The organism is Paenibacillus konkukensis, from assembly GCF_023523925.1.
Lineage (GTDB): Bacteria > Bacillota > Bacilli > Paenibacillales > NBRC-103111 > Paenibacillus_S > Paenibacillus_S doosanensis.
On sequence record NZ_CP027059.1, the window covers coordinates 2,445,539 to 2,462,036 of the forward strand.

Sequence of the window (16,498 nt, forward strand, 5' to 3'; positions counted from 1 at the left end):
CAAGCAAGGCCCATCAGCGCTCCAGCTCCATCCAATGGTACACGCACTCGGCAAACAGACTGTTCGCCCAGGCGAACCACGACCGCGTAAACCTTGCGGGGTCGTCTACATCGAAGCCTTCGTGCATATAGCCGGTATCCGCGTCGGTTGCCAGACATGTTTCGATGAGCGACCACATCTCGTCCGGATCGCTCGAGGTCAGCGCCTGCATCGACAAGGCGATATGCCATATATAGCGGCGGGGCGTATGCGGGCTGCCGATTCCTTTCGCCTTGCCGCCCTCGTAGTAGTACGGATTATGCTCGCTCAAAATAAACCGCCGCGTATTCCGTACGATCTCGTCGTCCTTATCCTTGTAGCCGAGATAAGGGATCGACAATAGACTCGGCACATTGGCGTCGTCCATCAGATTATGGTTGCCGCAGCCGTCCGTCTCGTACGCGTATATTTTACCGAAGACCGGATGCAGCACGGTTCCGTACGTTTCGATGCCGTACTCGATCTCTTCCTTCAGCGCGAGCGCGTCCCGTTTCAAATAGTTGTCCTGAAACACGGCCTCGGCAATTTCCGCCACATGGCCGAGCGCGACGGCCGCGAACATGTTGGACGGAATCAAATAGCCGAACGTGCACGCATCGTCGCTCGGACGAAAGCCGGACCACGTCATGCCCGTATACTGGACCGGCATGCCCATGCCGCCATTGCGCAGCGTGTCCGATTTCGGACCGGTGAGGCGGGTGAACCGGTAAGTCGACTGCTCAAAGTGGCGCTGCTCCGTGACCCACAGCCGGATAATGGAGCGGGCGGCCGTGCGGAACGACTCGCCCAGCGCTTGCTTTCTTCCCGTCGCTTTCCAGTACGCATAGGCGAGCTCGATCGGGTAACAGAGCGAATCGATTTCGTATTTGCGCTCCCAAACCCACGGGTTCAGCTCCGTCAAATCTTCCTCGTAACGGCGATCGTTCGCCTCCTCGTTAAACGCATTGGCATAAGGATCAATGCCGATATAATAAAACTGGCGGCGCAGCAGCCCTTCGATCAAGCTCTTCAGCGTCTCGTCGTCTTTAGCCAGCGGCACGTAGTGGCGGACCTGCGCGCTCGAGTCGCGCAGCCACATGGCCGGAATGTCGCCCGTAAATACGAAGGTCGTGCCGTCCGGCATCCGCTTCGTCGTCGTTTCGAGCGTATTCACATAGCATTGCTTGAACATGTGCAGCAGCTTCGGATGGTGCGCCAGCTTGCGATCCGCTGCTTCAAACAGCTTCTCGACTGCGTGTGGGAGTTGCATCGTCATAGTCTCCTTTGTGCGTTTGTGCAAACGGCTTGGCCTGATGGCCAAGGATTCCTGCTTAGTACGGTTGACTCTGCTTAGTACGGTTGACTCAAGCGAAGCTGACGCCCAAGGTGACGATTTCGCTGCCCCGCACGGCAAGGCTCGCTGCCGAACCTTCCACCTCGATCGCCTCGCGGCGATCCTCCAGCACGCCGCTCTTGTAAAATCCATTGGCCCCGGACGCCAGGCATCGCAAATTCCTCTCGCTGCCGGACATGTTGAACCAGCGAACCATCCAGTCTCCCGACTCTTCGCTCAGCTTCAAGCTGGAGAATGCCATCGCCTTGCCGCTCCATTCGAAAAATGAATGCACGGACGGCAGCGTTCCGGCGGCAGCTTCGGTTTGAACCGTTTGCCACGGAATCTGGTACCGGTACGCTTCCTCATAGGCGGCGTACGCATGCTCCTCCCCGCCTCCGGCGTGAGGGATAAGGCACAGCTCGGCCGTACAAGCCCTCAAGCATTGCGCCTCCGGCGTATGAAATACACCCCAGTCGCCCAGCTCGGCCGTAGAACGCAGCAGCGTGACGGCAATCGTCGAACGTCCGTCGCGGAGCACCTCATACTCCTGAAGGCCGTGATTCGCCACGGTCATGCCGCGCGCATCGTCGTATACGCCGGCAAAAGCATGCTGATGCTGGCAGTTGCTCGGATTGTTCCATTCCGCCGCAGGCTCGGTATCCCGCTGCGCCACCTCGAAAATCGAGTCGGCCCGGTGAACGGCTGTAACCGCGTCCGTCGGAACGAGCATCCGCAGCCTATGATCCTTCGCTTTGTTATCGAACGCCGCGCTGACGAGCACCCCGCGTCCTTCCGCTTCGAGCCGTACCGTCACGCGAATGTCCATCCGCACCGTCTCTTGGCTGCGGCCCGCTTCCCGCATCGTGAAAGGCGTCATTTCTTCGATTTCCGTCTGCAGCCTCTCGTCGGCCGAAACCGGAATATCCATCCTGTGCACGATCTCGAACGAAGCCCTGTAACCGGCATCCTCGATCAAGCGAATGTCCGCCGCTTGCCCTTTGGTCGTTACCGTCGCGCCGTCGGCGGTTTGCTTGTAAATATATTCGTTGCCGACGTCTCCCGTATCCTCAAGGATGCCGAGTCCGGCAAACACGAGACCGCTCGTCTTCTCCGTTACGGTCAGCGAGCCGTCGTTCTCGATCTCCACTTTCAAATACCGGTTTTCCAGCCCGCGGCCGCTTGCAGCCACCGGCTCGCAGCCGCTGCCGGATGCGACGGCGGCGGAGATGCCCGTTACCCATGCGAACGATCGGTATCCGAGCGACGGCACGCCGCTTGCGTGGAATGTGAGCCGGATTTTGCGTCCCATATAAGGCTGGCGGAAACGGTCTTCCGGCAGATCGTAACCGAACTGTACGCCCAAATCTTCGAGCGTATGGGGAACGGCCGCGCCCCGGTCGTCGACGAGCGAACCGGCAGGAAGCGGCTTCGCCTTCAGCTCGCGCGCGAGGCGGTCCGGCGCCCCGGCGCTGAAATATTTCCGCTCGATCGTAAGCTCGACGGAAACGGTGCCCGACCGTACCCAGCCGGACGTATTGAACACGACGAACGGGTGAGCCCCGCCGTCGCCGTACTCGGCGAACTTGGACGTATCCACATGCGAGACGATCGCCTGTAAACTGTCTCCCACGATATTTTCCGCCACTTGGCCGCTTTTCTCGAAGCGGGTGACCATCTCGCGATGTACTTCGTCTACGCTGCAGCCGCATATGCTGTCGTGCGGATGATTTTGCATCAGCGTCTTCCATCCGTATTCCAGCCAATGGCCCGGATACGGGTGACCGAGCGAGGAAGCGAACGCCGCCAGCGGCTCCGCGACCTTCTCAAGCAGCGTCTGTACGCGATGGTTCATCTGCTTTAAATAAATGCGCGACGATGCCGTATTGACGAGCGTATACCAGCCTGCCGTCCGCTGGCTCCGCAGCTCCCCGCGAATGACGGACAGATCGGCAGGCAAAGATTCCTTGACCGCCTTCACGTAGTCCTCGAAATTCGAGTGCACGAAGCTCACGTCGGGGTACAGTTTTTCCGCCGTACGGATCGCTTCGGACAAATCGGTTTGCACCGGCTGATGGTCGCAGCCGTTCATGAACAGCAAATGCGGCGTGGAAGCGTACTTGCCTGCGCCGCTGAGCTTCGCATCCCAGTATGCTTTCGCCGCTTCCGGATCGGTCGGCACTTCCATGCCGTTGCAATACCAGTTCGCGAACAAAATGCCGAGCACGCCGGACCCGTCCGGGGATTGCCACATCATTTCCGAATATGGCGACTCGTACTCGCCCGGTTCTCCGACCGTATTGTTGAACCCGGTCGGCGTCACGCCGCGGCCGAATACGGCCGTATCGATTCCGGCCTGAAGCAGCAGCTGCGGGGCTTGCCCCATATTGCCGAACGAATCGGGGAAATAACCGATTTTGCAAAGCGCTCCGTACTTGGCCGCATCGCGGTGTCCGTATTGCAAATTGCGGACGTTCGCCTCGCTGCTCGTCAAAAATTCGTCCTGAAGCACATACCACGGTCCGATGACGATCCGCCCTTCGGCAATGTGCCGGGCGAGCCGTTCCTTCCGGTCGGGCCGTATGGCAAGATAGTCGTCCAATATGATCGTCTGTCCGTCCAGGTGGAAGCTTCTGAACTCCGGATCGCGCTCCAGCGTATCCATCAGCGTATCCATCAGCTTGACGAGCAGATGGCGGTGCGTCTCGAACGGCAAATACCATTCTCTGTCCCAGTGGGTATGCGATATAATATGGGCCGTTTTCACTTAATGTATATCCTCCTTCGTATCCTGATTGATCCTCTGTTTCCTTGTCCGCTTTGAAGCAGAAAAGAGAGGAGAGGCCCCCTCTTTTCTTGTCGCCGGGCGATTTTCGCCGGCGAAACGGCTCAGGCTCACGCCTGTTGTCCTAGCTCCGCATACCACCGGCGAACGTCCTGCTCCAGGCGGCTAGCGATATCGGGATATTGGTCCTTCAGATTGACACGCTCGCCGGGATCGGCTTCAAGATCGGACAAGTGAATCTCGTCCGGCTGCGTCCGGTTGAAATCGAGCTTGCCTCCCAGCACAAGCTTCCATTTGCCTTCGCGCACGGCAAGCTGGCTGCCGTACTCCCAAAATATTTGCCCATGCGGCGTGGCTGCTCCTTCGGTCGCCATCTTCACAACGCTGGTGCCGTCGATTTCGCCGGCCGCCGGCGCCGGAAGTCCGGCAAATTCGAGCACGGTCGGCAGGATGTCGGCCATCATACCCGCTTCGCCGCATACTTGAGCGGACGGTATCGCCTTCGGATAGACGAGGATCGCCGGCTCGCGAATGCCGCCCTCGAACAAGGACGCCTTGTGACCGCGGAAAATGCCGGCGCTGCCGCCGTAATAAACATCCTCCGTGCCGTCCAGGAAGTTGCGCGATTCCGATGAAGGCCCGTTGTCGCTGGAGAAGAAAATAATCGTGTTGTCGTACACGCCCGCCCGCTTCAGCGCCGCAACGATGTCGCCCACGCCGTCGTCGACGGCGGAGATCATCGCCGCCATCAGCTTGCGGTCGGTCGGCAAATGACTATAGCGCTTCATATATTTTTCCGGAGCGTGCATCGGATAGTGCGGCGCGTTGTAGGCCGCGTACAGGAAGAACGGCTGCTCGCTGCCCCGTTCGATGAAATCGACCGACTTGTCCGTGATAATATGAGTCATATACTCGCCGTCGCGCCAAACCTCTTCGCGGTTGCTCCACAAATCGTGCACCGGGTTCACATTCGGTACACCCCAGTAAAAAATATGCGAGTAGTAATCGATACAGCCGGCATGGAAGCCGAAGTAATCGTCGAACCCGCGCGCGTTCGGCTTGGCGTCGTCCGCGGACCCGAGATGCCATTTGCCGTACAAGGCGGTCCTGTAGCCGGCCCCCTTCAGCCGCTCGGCAAGCGTCTTCGTTTCCTTCTTCAGCCCGCCGGTTCCGCGCTTGCCGCCGAGAATATGGCTGACCCCGGCTTTGGCCGGATACAGTCCGGTGAGCAGGGCGGCCCGGGACGGCGAGCAGACGGGCGAATTGGAGTACCAGTCGGTAAATCGCACCCCGTCCTGCGCGAGCGCGTCCAGATGGGGGGTCCGAATGACATCGGACCCGTAGCATCCCAAATCTCCATACCCCAGATCGTCGCAATAAATGATAACGACATTCGGTTTCGTCACAGCGATCACACCTTTATACGATTATTTGTTTTGGTTCCAGCGGTCGTAAGCGTCCTGATAAATTTTCAGCATTTCGTCGAGGCCCATTTTCTTAATCGTATTCACGTAGTCGTCCCATTTTGTCAGCGATTCTTGACCGACGATAAATTTCGCTTCCATTTGGTCGACGTACGTTTTGATGTCGGTTTTGACGACGTTCAGGCGCTTCTGCTCTTCGTTGCTGAAGTATACGTCCGGATAATCGCGTTTAGCGTAAGGCTCGAGCTTCTCAAGCACCATTTTGTTATAGTCCGGCGCCTTGCCGTTATCGCGCTTCGAATCGAAATCTCTTTCCTTGATAAGCGACAATTGTCCGCCTACGTCCGGAGTCAGCTTGCCGCGATATTCTTCCGCATTCACGCCGTCCGGGGCCACGAACGTCCATTTCGTTTTGGCGTCGTCGAGCCATTTGTAGCTGTTGCCGAGGAATCCGAGGCGGCTTCCTTCATCCGAATACAAGTAGTCGACCCAGCGAATTGTTGCCTCCGGGTATTTGTTCTGGTTCGTGATCGCGAATGTGCCGCGGCGAATATTCGATGCGCGCAATGCGAGCTTTTCGCTGTTGACCGGGCTTGTGAGCGGCCCGAGCATCGGGTGCTTCAGGTTGTCTTCCGGTTTTGCCACTTTCAGCACGAGGTCCGGAGCCGAGCCGGCGAATACGCCGAGCTGGTTGCTATTGCCTTTGGCGGCCATTTGCTGCGACGTTTGCACGAACATTTCATTGTCGAGCAGCTTTTCCGAGAACAGCTTGTTCAAATAAGCCAAATATTCTTTATATTGCGGCTGAACCGGATTGTAGCGGACTTTGCCTTCCTTCACCTCTACCTCGCGGCCAAGCAGACCGAATGCCGGAAGCAGCACGCCGTCGAAGTTGTTCAGCTTGACGTTGGACATCGGAATTTCGTCGGCTTTGCCGTTTTTGTTCGGGTCGCCGGTTTTGAACGCTTTGAGCAGGTCGTACAGCTCGTCGGTCGTCTCCGGCACCTTCTTGATGCCGAGGCTCTCCATCCAGTCGCCGTTGATCCAGAACCGGTTCGGCACGAAGGCGCGCGGCTGGTCGATGATCAGCGGCAGCGAGTAGATGTGCCCGTCCATCGCCGTAATCGATTTTTTAATATCCGGGTTCGCTTCCATCCGCTTCTTGAAGTTAGGCGCATACTTGTCGATCAGTCCTTCGAGCGGAATCAGGTAACCCTGGCTTCCATAAGTCACTTCGTCGTCGGGAGTCAGTCCGGCATTGAAGAAAACGTCTGGCAGCTGACGGCTGGCAAAAGCAAGGTTTTTCGCTTCCTGGTAATTCGCGGCCGGAGGCGTGTTGAACTCGAAATGGATGTTCGTCATTTTCTCCATTTCCTTGAACAGCGCCATTTCGTTCCAAGGTCCGTGAATCGCCGCTTTCGCCCCCATCATGTTCAGCGTAATCTTGTCGTTGACGATCGGGTAATTTTCGGCATTGAAATTTTTCGGCGCTCCGTTACCTTCCGTTTTTGGAGCCTCGGCCGATTTGCCGGAGCAGCCGGATAGCAGGACGGCGCCGCTTACCGCGGTAACCATGCTTACTTGAAGCCATTTCTTCATCTTCGTTTTCCCCTTCCCTTTTTGGCGAAATGATTTCATAAGATCATTCTTTGTCTATGTGAACCGTTCCCATTAGCCTTTGACGGAACCGATTAACACGCCTTTCATGAAAAACCGCTGCATGAACGGGTACACGATAATAATCGGCAAGCTCGATACGATCATGACCGCATACTTGATAATGTCGGCGATTCTCGCCTGCTTCGCCATCGCTTCCATATCGTCCCCGGTCATCATCATCGTGTCGCTCATCTGGTTCTGGACGAGAATTTCGCGCAAGATGAGCTGCAGCGGGTACAGGCTTCTGTCCTTCAAGTAAATGATCGCGCTGAAGTAGCTGTTCCAGTGGGTGACGCCGTAATACAGCGCCATGACCGCGATGATGGGCGCGGATAGCGGCAGCACGATTTTCACAAACAGCATCGTATTCGAGCACCCGTCAATTTCGGCCGACTCCTGCAGTTCTTGCGGAATATTCATCTGGAAAAAGGTGCGGCATATAATCAAATTGTAAACGGCGACCGCATTCGGGATAATCAGCGCCCAAACCGTATTCAGCATGCCGAGATTGCTGACGAGCAAAAACGTCGGGATCAGACCGCCGCCGAAAAACATCGTAAAGACAATCAACCCCATCATAACGCCGCGCCCCTTCAAATCTTTGCGCGACAGGGCGTATGCCCCTGGAAGCGTAAACAACAGGTTGATCAACGTGCCGAGCACCGTGTACATAATCGTATTGCGGTACCCGCTCCAAATTTCCGGATTTTGAAACACCCGCTGGTAGCCTTCGAATGTGATCCCTTTCGGAAACAGCCACATTTGACCCTGGTTCACATAGACCGGATCGCTGATGGAGGCGCTGATTACATAGACGATCGGATATAAGACGATAATGAAAACGACGAACAAAAACAGTTTGTTGACGCCGCCGAATATCCGGTCTGACAAAGCTTCTCTATTCATGGTTGACCACCTTCCCTTACCACAAGCTCGTTTCGTTCAACCTTTTGGCAATCCGGTTGACTGTAAGCAGCAAAATGAAGTTGATGACCGAGTTGAACAAGCCGATCGCCGCCGAGAAGCTGAACTGTCCTTGCACGAGACCGCTTCGGTATACGTAAGTGGAAATAACGTCGGACGATTCCAGGTTGAGCGGATTTTGCAGCAAAAATACTTTCTCAAAGCCGACGGACATGAAGTTGCCTACGTTCAGAATGAGCAAAATAACCATGGTCGGCACGATGCTCGGCAAATTGATGTGCCATACCCGTTGAAGCCGCGTAGCGCCGTCAATCATCGCCGCCTCATGCTGCTGCGGATCGACACCGGCCAAAGCGGCCAAATAAATGATCGTTCCCCAGCCCATACTTTGCCATACGCCGGATAAGACAAATACCGACTTGAACCATCCCGGCTCGGTCAGAAACGGCACCGGCTCTCCGCCGAACGCCTTGATCGCCAAGTTGATGAGCCCTGTTCCCGGCGATGCGAAGGCGATGATCATACCGGCCATAACGACGACCGAGATGAAGTGAGGCGCATAGGTTACGGTTTGCACCCATTTTTTAAATGCCCCGTCGCGCAGCTCGTTCAGCGCCAGCGCCAGCAAAATCGGCACGGGAAATCCGACGACCAGCTCGTACAGGCTGATGCCGATCGTGTTCTTGATCAGCGTCCAAAAATAGTAGGAATCGAAAAACCGCTTCAAATGCTCCAGTCCGACCCACGGACTGCCCCATATGCCGAGGCTGGGCGTATAATCGCGGAAGGCGATCTGCACGCCGTACATCGGAAAGTAATGAAAAATAATAAAATACGCCATCGTCGGCAAAACGAACAAGTATAGCTCCCAATTTTTGCGTATCGACTTCCATCCTCTTCGCCGCTCCGCTTGTTTCGATAGCTCCGGAGCCGCCACCCCCGTCTTGAATGTCATAGACTTTCGTCCCCCCTAGCAACTTGCGGTTTATGGGGTTTATGTTATCTCGTGTTAGCGCTTTCGTAAATTTGTTGTTCGTGTTTTGGACTTGTCGTATTTGACAATCCCGCGCGGCTCTAGGCATCCGAGGCTCCGATATGTATTTCTTGCGGCAATTGTTGTTTTTTGTTGATAAAAAAAATCCGTAAAAAAGAGACCTGCCCCGGCCCGCGCTCCCGTTTGGAACGGCCCCTGAGACAGGTCATTCGTTAAATTGTCGGAATCGGACCTCCCCCGGCAGATTGCAACTGCGGAGGCTGACTTCTGCAATTGAGTACCGGATCGCGCTTGGACGATTGGGTGCCGCAGCTTACGTATGAAGCTTGCGGTATTGCCCGAGCGTAATCCCTTCCGAATTTTTAAATTTGCGCATAAAGTTGGGCACGTCCGAGTAGCCGACGCTGGCGATAATATCTTTGATCGCCATATCCGTAGTCCGCAGGAGGCGCTTCACTTCCTCCATCCTCAGATGGGTGACGTACTCCGTAAACGTATAGCCGGTCTGCTCCTTCATGAAACGGCTGAAGTACGACAACGACATTTGAAAATGATCCGATATTTTCTCCAGATTCAGATCGTACAGCTTGAAGTTGTCGCCGATATATGCCAAAATATCGCGTCCGAGCTCGCTGTTTTTATTTTCCTTGCTGGCGTTCGCATGGTCGCAAATATCGCCGATCAAGCCGTGCATTCCTTGGCCTAGCTGTTCGAGCGACGTAAATTCGGTGAGCATTTGCCGGTGCTCCGGCTGGATCGTCAACTGCAGCTCCTTCATCGTCCGCAAAAACGTATTGATTAGATCGAAGCACATGCATCGCAAATAGAACAGCGACACTTCCTTGCCCTTCAAATCGCCGAGCAGAGCTTGCAGCGACTCTTTCGCCGCCTCCTTGTTTCCCTGCTTCATGCTCTGCACAAGCCGGATCTGCTCCTCCACGGAATACCAGTCGCTGCTTTCCTGAAGCTGCGAAATTCGGTCGAAGAAAATAATGTCGCCCCTTCGCCCCCGAACGCTGTATTCGATCGCCGCCGACGCCTCGATATACGACCGGTTGACATAGAGCAGCTCCGTTACCGGATTGCCGACTCCGATCGTCGGACGAATGCCGCTGCACCGCTCGAACAGGTCCGCTATATCCTGAACGGCCTTCTCCCGGTAATCGCGGGTGCAGTCGCAGCCCGTCTCCGTGCCGAAGAGAATGACGATCGCGTTGTCCTGGATCATCTCGACCCCGTATCGCTCCGCGTGCGGCAAAGCTGCGGTGGACAGCACTCCGAGCAGTTCCTCCCGGCTTTGTGTGGATATATATTCTCCCCCTCCTACAGAGGCGACGGCCACGAACCATGCCGCTCCCGCGAACGCAAACTTTTCCCGGGCAATAAAGGCGTCAAGCTCCTGCCGGCTCTGGAACGCTCCGGCCAGCAGCTTGACGAAAAACTGCTCGCGGATAATCGGCCGCTGCTGATCGATCTGCTCCTGCAAATGCTCGGTCGCCCGGACCGAATCGCGGATCAGATCGAGCTCGCTCACTTTGCGCCCTTCCGCTGCGGCTTTACCGCCCTGCATCGAGCGGACCTGATCCGCAATGCTGCGGATCGGCCGATACTGGCGCGACGACAGCAGCATGGCGATAACGATGCCGACCACGATGACTGCGAGACATACAAGCAAAATAAACGTCCGCATCTCAAGAACGCGGCCGAGAAACTGTCTGGTCGGCATCGCTGCAACGTAAGACCAGCCGGTGATCTCGGACTTCATGCTCATAAGCGAATAGGACTCTCCCTGAAACGAAACATCGTGAATGCCCTGCTCGCCGTTTTGCGCGAGAAACTGCTTCGCATCCGGCTCGGCCAGCTTCGATTCGCGGCTGCTGGACACGATGATATTGTTTTGCGCGTCGGAAATGTAAACACTTCCATTAAAATCGCCCAAAATCGGCCCGACCAGATCGGCCAGCACCCGTTCGCGCACAAGGAAAACGACCGTTCCGTAAGGCGACTGGCTATTGCGCGGGATCGGATACATGAAGGCGAGCAGCGTCTGCTCGCCGTCGCTTCCGGATAGGCGGGTGTCCACCCGCTGAATTCGCGGCAGCAGCAGCTCGTTCATCTGCTTCGCAAGATCCGCCGAGTCCATATCCGCGAATTGGTACGTACGCTGCGTAAACGTATCGAGCGAGTTCAGTCCGATCGACGTATAAAGCTGCGAGTCGCCATGGAAATATAACGCCAGCTCCTCGACGATCGCGTTGTTCGCCTTATATTTGGCAAGCTCCTCGATCGCTTCGATTTCTTTGTATGTGCCGTTCTTCACCATGAACGGCGTCAGCTTCGGATCGATCGATAACCGAGACGCCGTATTGTCCAGCCCTTTGGCGACCAAGTCAAACGAGTTCATGACCTGGTTGAGCTTGTACATATTGGACGACTCGATTTCGCTTTTGAACTTGACGACTGCATTGTAATAAACGACAGCGCTCAAAATGATGAACGGAATCGCGAATATGAGCACATGCGACAAAAAGATCTGCTTGAACAGGCGGGACCGGCTGAGGCTTGTTTTCAAAAGGGCTGCCCTCCTTTTTGTCTGTATTTGTCGATGTGTCTATTATAAGCGTAAACTTTCCTTTTAGTAAAACCGGCATTTGTACCTGCTCCTTACCGGACAAGGCCTCTCCCCGGTTACCGGGCTTCCCTTATGAAGGAAGCCTTCATCGGCCATGTGATCGAAAAAATTTTTATCGGTTACGGGTCTGCCCGCCGTCCTTGCATGGAACAAAAAGCCAGCGCATCTCGTTTGAATGATTATAGAAAATAAAGGAGGCTTCATCTCGCCATGCTCATTTCAAAACTGGTTGCCGCCATTATCTCCCTGGGCTTATTAACGGTAAACTGCTCCGGTAACGCGTTGATCACGCCTTCCCCTGGGATCGCAACGGACCCGGTCCATAATGCCGATGTCATTAATATTCACGGAAGCGTGAAGCATCTTGAGAGGCTCGATGCTTTTATGGATCAGATGCAGCGGCGGCAAGACGCGTCCGTCGTCATCTCGCATTATACGATTGAAGGAGATCCGATCTACCATCGCATCGAGTACCGGAACGGTGCCATGAATGTGGAATACGACACGACGCAGGACAAATTCGGATCGGGCAAAATCATCTCTTATACTTGTCAAACCATGGATAAGTCGGAGACGGACACCGAAATGAAATACTCGCTGCACGGCTGCTCGGGAGAAGCTCCCGATTGGGATGTGCTGCACCTCTCCTATGACGTGTCCAAGAGGATTACTTCGCCTTTCATCTGAAATACGGCGATAAGCTGACCAATGAAATCGATACGATTGACATGAAGCTCGTGAAAGACCTGAATAACGGGCAAATGCAGGCAGTGAGCGATTTTCAGCTGAACCGGGAGGAAAACCAACAGATTTACAAGAAGCTGGTGCTTGCGAGTTATTTGACGGAACCGTCGTTTGCCGCTTGCGGCACGCAGCCGAAATATGAGCTGAAGGTAAGGATCAACGGAGGGGAGCGGCAGTTTCAATGGTCCGAATGCGATAGCGCCGACAATAAGAAGTTCACGGAGATTGCCAAGCTGATGATCGGCATCGTAGAATCCGGTCCGATATATAAAGCGATGGAAGGAGCCCAGTAAGCCGATATGAAACGATGGATGACGATGATGACGATCATTCTGATTTTTGGTATCGCAGCGGCCTGCGCGAAGCCGGCGGATAAAAGTCTTCCTGCGTCGGCCCCGCCTCAAGCGTACGGCATGGTCGGCGAGCAGAGAATTCCGTTCATTTTGGGATCATACCATTGGAACAACACGATCGCCGACGCGCCTCCGCCGTATAAACTGGTCAACAGCGAAACTTCAGCCGTCGAGCTTGTCGGCGATGAGCTTCTGATCGAGTTCGAAGCCGAGTCGAAGCCGGAACGCGTCGCCGCGTATACATGGGAGAACAAGACTGCCGCGCCGGCGGCCGTTTCCGGAAACCGCCTCTTACTGCCCCGCGAGCCGGGAACGTATATTTATGAAGTGGTGGGAACATGGCCGCAGGGCGATGCCCGCTATGCGTTCGCAATCCGCAGATGAAATCAAGCCCGGGACGGGTCTTGACGGAATAAATTTCGTCGAAGCCTTCTTCTCTGCTGGGAGGCTGCAGCTTGCATTCCGATCAATATGACGCACTCCATGAAGTCACCCTTCTTCTTCGGCAAGAAGCTGCAGCAGCTCCTGCACAGCGGGAGCAAGCCGCGCGTTATTGTCCTTAATCGAGGCAAACATCGGCTCCGCCCGCTTCAGCAGCGCGTAGCTAAAATAATAATATCCGAAAAAATGATCCGGATCATACCCACGCGGTTCCTCGTCCTCCCACAGCAGCTCGTCTTCCTCTTCGTCCACCGGCCATAGGCAGGCTTCGTCCAGCAGACTGCCCATCGTTCCGGGCGGCTGCTCCGCTCCCAAATTTCTACCGGCGAAAGCGGAGGTTACGCTTAAGTACAGCTCGATTTCGTCTGCGTCAACCTCTTCCGGTTTCCGCCCGGCAAGCTCGCGAAGCAGCATAAGAAGCGCCCACGGCGTTGCTTGCCACAATGTGCTCTGATGCTCGATCAACCCGGCCAGCTCTTTGTATTGCCGATTCCTAATCAAACGGGGAATGTCCGTGCCTCGCCCGTACGCGGTCGTCAGCCTCCTCCATGGAATTTGATCTATCGTTTCCAGCATACCATCCATCGCACACTTCTCCTTCCTTGATCTTCACCGACTGTACATGCGAAAGCATCTTCCGATCGCTCTTGTTCCCGGATTTCTTGAATGGTTAAGCCCGTGAAACGGTTGAAATCCGGAACAAAGGCGAACGCTTCGCTTGTGCAGATTGCTCTCGCTGCTTCGTCCGCTTTTTCCCCTGACTTTTAAACGGGCCGCGATTCAGCGTGCCCTGCGGTCGATAAGTGTTCCACTCGCTATCATCTCTCCTTCCCGTTTGTCACCGCGCTTCTAAACGTTCTCCCCCGTAATGACACAGCCTTCGAGCACGAGCCAGAGATGCTCCTCGTCATAGCCGGCGACGACTCCCTCGATACGATAACCCGGGTACAAATATTGCGGAGGCGTCCTTTCCCTCAACCCGGCATCCCCGGTAACGGCATAGGCTTGCTCCCCGCTTAAGCGGATAATTGTCCCGTGCGGGTAAAACATCGCTATAACGCCCGAAACAAAGTCCCCCGGCGAATATTGCCGTTTGACCCGCTGCCAGTCCGCCCGGTAAGGCTCGGTCGCCTGAAGCCACAGACGTTCAAACTGCTCTTTGGGAATTTCGCAGTCTCCCTCCATCATTTCAACTTCCTGATCGGTCAAAAAGAAATCCGGAGCAGCGGATACCCGATACCGGTTCCCGTCAAAGACGGTGATTTGCCGGTAAGCCGTACCTTGTCCGTCGGTTTCAAAATAGTACCGCTCTCCCTCTTCCACTCCGACCGCTTGAATATATTTCATACTCCTTCACCTGCAGTATTCGCTATTTGCGGGCGGCTGGAATGCTGCCGTGCCCTAATCCAAAGTATATAGAGCCGGTTCCCGCAAAACAACCGACCGATCGGCCTAGAAAAATGGTGAAAAAGTTCGCTGCAGCACCCATTTGATCTTTCCCATTGCTGTTAAGATCGTATGGAAAAGAGGGCTTAATCCCATGTTTCATAGGAAGCCCTCTTTTTCTAGAAATCTCTAAAAGTGTGGTGAAAAAGTCCCTGTTATTACAAAATGAAGCCGTCAAAGTTACCAAAAAAACGGAACCCTGAGCATGTAGTGGAGCAAAGATACTGGGGACAGCCTGTTATCTTGGCGAGGACGGTGCAGGAAAGTGCACCGGCCCGTGGCCTTCTGGCTTTGAATCGGCACAGTCGCTTTAAATTCTGGACCATGGCCGTAAGTGTAGCTTGCTCTTGCATGCGATCAAGACCGCGGCTGCGGGCTCGATCGAGTCCATGTCTTCCTTTGGCCTCCGCAAAGGCATGTTCAATACGCGCACGCAGGGCTTGGATGTGCCGGTATGCACCATGACGCTGAATACTTTTTGCAAAATTGTAAGCCTGGATCTCCTTCTGTTTGAGACGGCGTTTGGCTTTTCGAACGGGATGCAATGCTCGGGTCTTGTAAACCGGGAATTCTTGCAGCTTGAGACTACGCAACCGGATGAGTGGGATGATGCCAAGTTCATGGAGCTGAACCAGATAGTCTGCTGACTCATACCCTTTATCTGCCGAAAGCGTTCGGATTTGGAGATGAGGATGACGAAATCGAATCGCTTGCACTTGCTTCAGGCTGACTTCTCTTTCTGCTGTACCGGATGCTAAAGAAGCCCGGGTGTCCAGGATCACGCCGGAGTGAACATCGATCAGATCATGCACCAAATAACGCAGATGAGCTTCCTGCCCTTTGCTTTTCTTATACAAACGGGCATCGGGGTCGCTGGTACTACGGTGCGTACGGTTGGAAAAGGTTTTGCCATGAAAATCTTCGTGAACAGCCTGTTCCTCTACCTCCGAATGATCGTTCCTCGTAGAGGGAGGTTTAGGGGCATCCTCCTTGTCGGTTTTCGTGTCTTCGGTATCCTCCTTGGCTTGGCGTACTAAATACGCCTCGATAGATTCGACAGGGGCCAGTTGGATTTCTGCCAAACTGTGAATGGACGCATTCGCGCGTACTTGTGTTCCGTCCACGGCCGCATCCATTTGCGGCTTAACGAGTCCTGCGATGATGCACTGGTCAACAATGTCGCGCATCAGGTCGTCAAACACCTGATGGTCCCGCCAAAACTTTCGGGTTTTCACCAGAGTGGTCCGATCCGGCAAGGCCAGCTCGGCTTCTTCGGGATGCAGAACGGCTTCAAAGTCGAGGCCGCAAAACCACAAGTAGCCCGCATGCATAGGCAGCAAATTGTACAGAGCACGCTCACTGTGGTTGAACAGATAACAAAGAACCATCAAGCGTAGCTGAAGTTCAGGATCGCTCACGGGACGACCCATATTTTCGGAATACAGAGCACGTGTACGTTCGTGAATCATGCTCCAATCAATAACACGATCCAGTTGACGAAGAAGATGGTTTTGGGGAACAAGCGCCTCCATCTCGACCATTTGAAATAGTCGAGGTTGGGTGCCTTGGCGTTTGGAAACTAGCATAAGTTTTGGCCTCATTTCTCATCGATCAGTTCCATTTATTTTACCATTTCTATTGTGTCATGACTGTACAATGCCACTTTTTCACCACGCTTCTAAGAGTCTGTCCGACGAAACAGGAAAAGCATAGTTTCGTCGCGAAACTTAACTGTAATCTGTTTA

At 54.7% G+C, this 16,498-nt stretch carries 13 protein-coding genes; 3 read left to right on the forward strand and 10 right to left on the reverse strand.

The annotated features are described in order from the left end of the window. Positions 1 to 13: 13 nt before the first annotated feature. The 7 genes from SK3146_RS10520 to SK3146_RS10550 all read right to left on the reverse strand — a co-directional run bounded on the left by SK3146_RS10520 (position 14) and on the right by SK3146_RS10550 (position 11,709). Positions 14 to 1,288, reverse strand: a complete 1,275-nt coding sequence (locus SK3146_RS10520) for a glycoside hydrolase family 125 protein (RefSeq protein ID WP_249865032.1) — start codon at positions 1,286 to 1,288, stop codon at positions 14 to 16. Between the two features lie 94 nt (positions 1,289 to 1,382). Beyond that, positions 1,383 to 4,118, reverse strand: a complete 2,736-nt coding sequence (locus SK3146_RS10525; RefSeq protein ID WP_249865033.1) for an alpha-mannosidase — start codon at positions 4,116 to 4,118, stop codon at positions 1,383 to 1,385. A 128-nt stretch (positions 4,119 to 4,246) separates the two neighbouring features. Further along, complete coding sequence (locus SK3146_RS10530; RefSeq protein WP_249865034.1) at positions 4,247 to 5,542, reverse strand: sulfatase-like hydrolase/transferase; 1,296 nt, start codon at positions 5,540 to 5,542, stop codon at positions 4,247 to 4,249. A 21-nt stretch (positions 5,543 to 5,563) separates the two neighbouring features. Next, complete coding sequence (locus tag SK3146_RS10535; RefSeq protein ID WP_249865035.1) at positions 5,564 to 7,198, reverse strand: extracellular solute-binding protein; 1,635 nt, start codon at positions 7,196 to 7,198, stop codon at positions 5,564 to 5,566. Between the two features lie 33 nt (positions 7,199 to 7,231). Beyond that, positions 7,232 to 8,125 (reverse strand): carbohydrate ABC transporter permease, encoded by an 894-nt coding sequence (locus SK3146_RS10540; protein WP_249865036.1) that lies wholly within the window; start codon positions 8,123 to 8,125, stop codon positions 7,232 to 7,234. 16 nt (positions 8,126 to 8,141) lie between these two features. Further along, on the reverse strand, positions 8,142 to 9,098 hold the full coding sequence (locus tag SK3146_RS10545; RefSeq protein ID WP_249865037.1) for an ABC transporter permease: 957 nt from the start codon (positions 9,096 to 9,098) through the stop codon (positions 8,142 to 8,144). A 352-nt stretch (positions 9,099 to 9,450) separates the two neighbouring features. Then, positions 9,451 to 11,709: a helix-turn-helix domain-containing protein gene (locus tag SK3146_RS10550; RefSeq protein ID WP_249865038.1), complete on the reverse strand. Its 2,259-nt coding sequence runs from the start codon at positions 11,707 to 11,709 to the stop codon at positions 9,451 to 9,453. A 270-nt stretch (positions 11,710 to 11,979) separates the two neighbouring features. Here SK3146_RS10550 and SK3146_RS10555 point away from each other — a divergent pair, with 270 nt between their 5' ends. Genes SK3146_RS10555 through SK3146_RS10565 form a run of 3 tightly spaced genes read left to right on the forward strand, consistent with a single transcriptional unit; the run spans position 11,980 to position 13,250 of the window. Next, a complete protein-coding gene (locus SK3146_RS10555; RefSeq protein WP_249865039.1) occupies positions 11,980 to 12,456 on the forward strand; it encodes a DUF4362 domain-containing protein in 477 nt (158 codons plus the stop codon). Positions 12,457 to 12,497: 41 nt separating this feature from the next. Then, a complete protein-coding gene (locus SK3146_RS10560) occupies positions 12,498 to 12,806 on the forward strand; it encodes a hypothetical protein (RefSeq protein ID WP_249865040.1) in 309 nt (102 codons plus the stop codon). A 6-nt stretch (positions 12,807 to 12,812) separates the two neighbouring features. Beyond that, entirely contained in the window at positions 12,813 to 13,250 is a 438-nt protein-coding gene (locus SK3146_RS10565; protein ID WP_249865041.1) for a hypothetical protein, read from the forward strand. 105 nt (positions 13,251 to 13,355) lie between these two features. On the opposite strand, the gene SK3146_RS10570 is transcribed toward SK3146_RS10565, so the two are convergent. From SK3146_RS10570 to SK3146_RS10580, 3 genes are all read right to left on the reverse strand, one after another. Beyond that, the gene (locus SK3146_RS10570) at positions 13,356 to 13,892 is read right to left on the reverse strand and encodes a hypothetical protein (RefSeq protein ID WP_249865042.1); all 537 of its coding nucleotides are present in this window, start codon (positions 13,890 to 13,892) and stop codon (positions 13,356 to 13,358) included. Positions 13,893 to 14,156: 264 nt separating this feature from the next. Beyond that, the gene (locus tag SK3146_RS10575; RefSeq protein ID WP_249865043.1) at positions 14,157 to 14,654 is read right to left on the reverse strand and encodes a hypothetical protein; all 498 of its coding nucleotides are present in this window, start codon (positions 14,652 to 14,654) and stop codon (positions 14,157 to 14,159) included. A gap of 257 nt (positions 14,655 to 14,911) precedes the next feature. Further along, positions 14,912 to 16,339, reverse strand: coding sequence for a transposase (locus tag SK3146_RS10580; protein WP_434006817.1), 1,428 nt, complete (start codon positions 16,337 to 16,339; stop codon positions 14,912 to 14,914). Between the last annotated feature and the right edge of the window lie 159 nt (positions 16,340 to 16,498).

What these genes read in the sequence shown, in the direction of transcription:
- SK3146_RS10520 (WP_249865032.1), bottom strand. Translation starts at nt 1,288, where the DNA reads ATGCAACTCCCACACGCAGTCGAGAAGCTGTTTGAAGCAGCGGATCGC.
- SK3146_RS10535 (WP_249865035.1), bottom strand. Translation starts at nt 7,198, where the DNA reads ATGAAATCATTTCGCCAAAAAGGGAAGGGGAAAACGAAGATGAAGAAA.
- SK3146_RS10540 (WP_249865036.1), bottom strand. Translation starts at nt 8,125, where the DNA reads ATGAATAGAGAAGCTTTGTCAGACCGGATATTCGGCGGCGTCAACAAA.
- SK3146_RS10545 (WP_249865037.1), bottom strand. Translation starts at nt 9,098, where the DNA reads ATGACATTCAAGACGGGGGTGGCGGCTCCGGAGCTATCGAAACAAGCG.
- SK3146_RS10555 (WP_249865039.1), top strand. Translation starts at nt 11,980, where the DNA reads ATGCTCATTTCAAAACTGGTTGCCGCCATTATCTCCCTGGGCTTATTA.
- SK3146_RS10560 (WP_249865040.1), top strand. Translation starts at nt 12,498, where the DNA reads ATGAAGCTCGTGAAAGACCTGAATAACGGGCAAATGCAGGCAGTGAGC.
- SK3146_RS10565 (WP_249865041.1), top strand. Translation starts at nt 12,813, where the DNA reads ATGAAACGATGGATGACGATGATGACGATCATTCTGATTTTTGGTATC.
- SK3146_RS10570 (WP_249865042.1), bottom strand. Translation starts at nt 13,892, where the DNA reads ATGGATGGTATGCTGGAAACGATAGATCAAATTCCATGGAGGAGGCTG.
- SK3146_RS10575 (WP_249865043.1), bottom strand. Translation starts at nt 14,654, where the DNA reads ATGAAATATATTCAAGCGGTCGGAGTGGAAGAGGGAGAGCGGTACTAT.
- SK3146_RS10580 (WP_434006817.1), bottom strand. Translation starts at nt 16,339, where the DNA reads ATGCTAGTTTCCAAACGCCAAGGCACCCAACCTCGACTATTTCAAATG.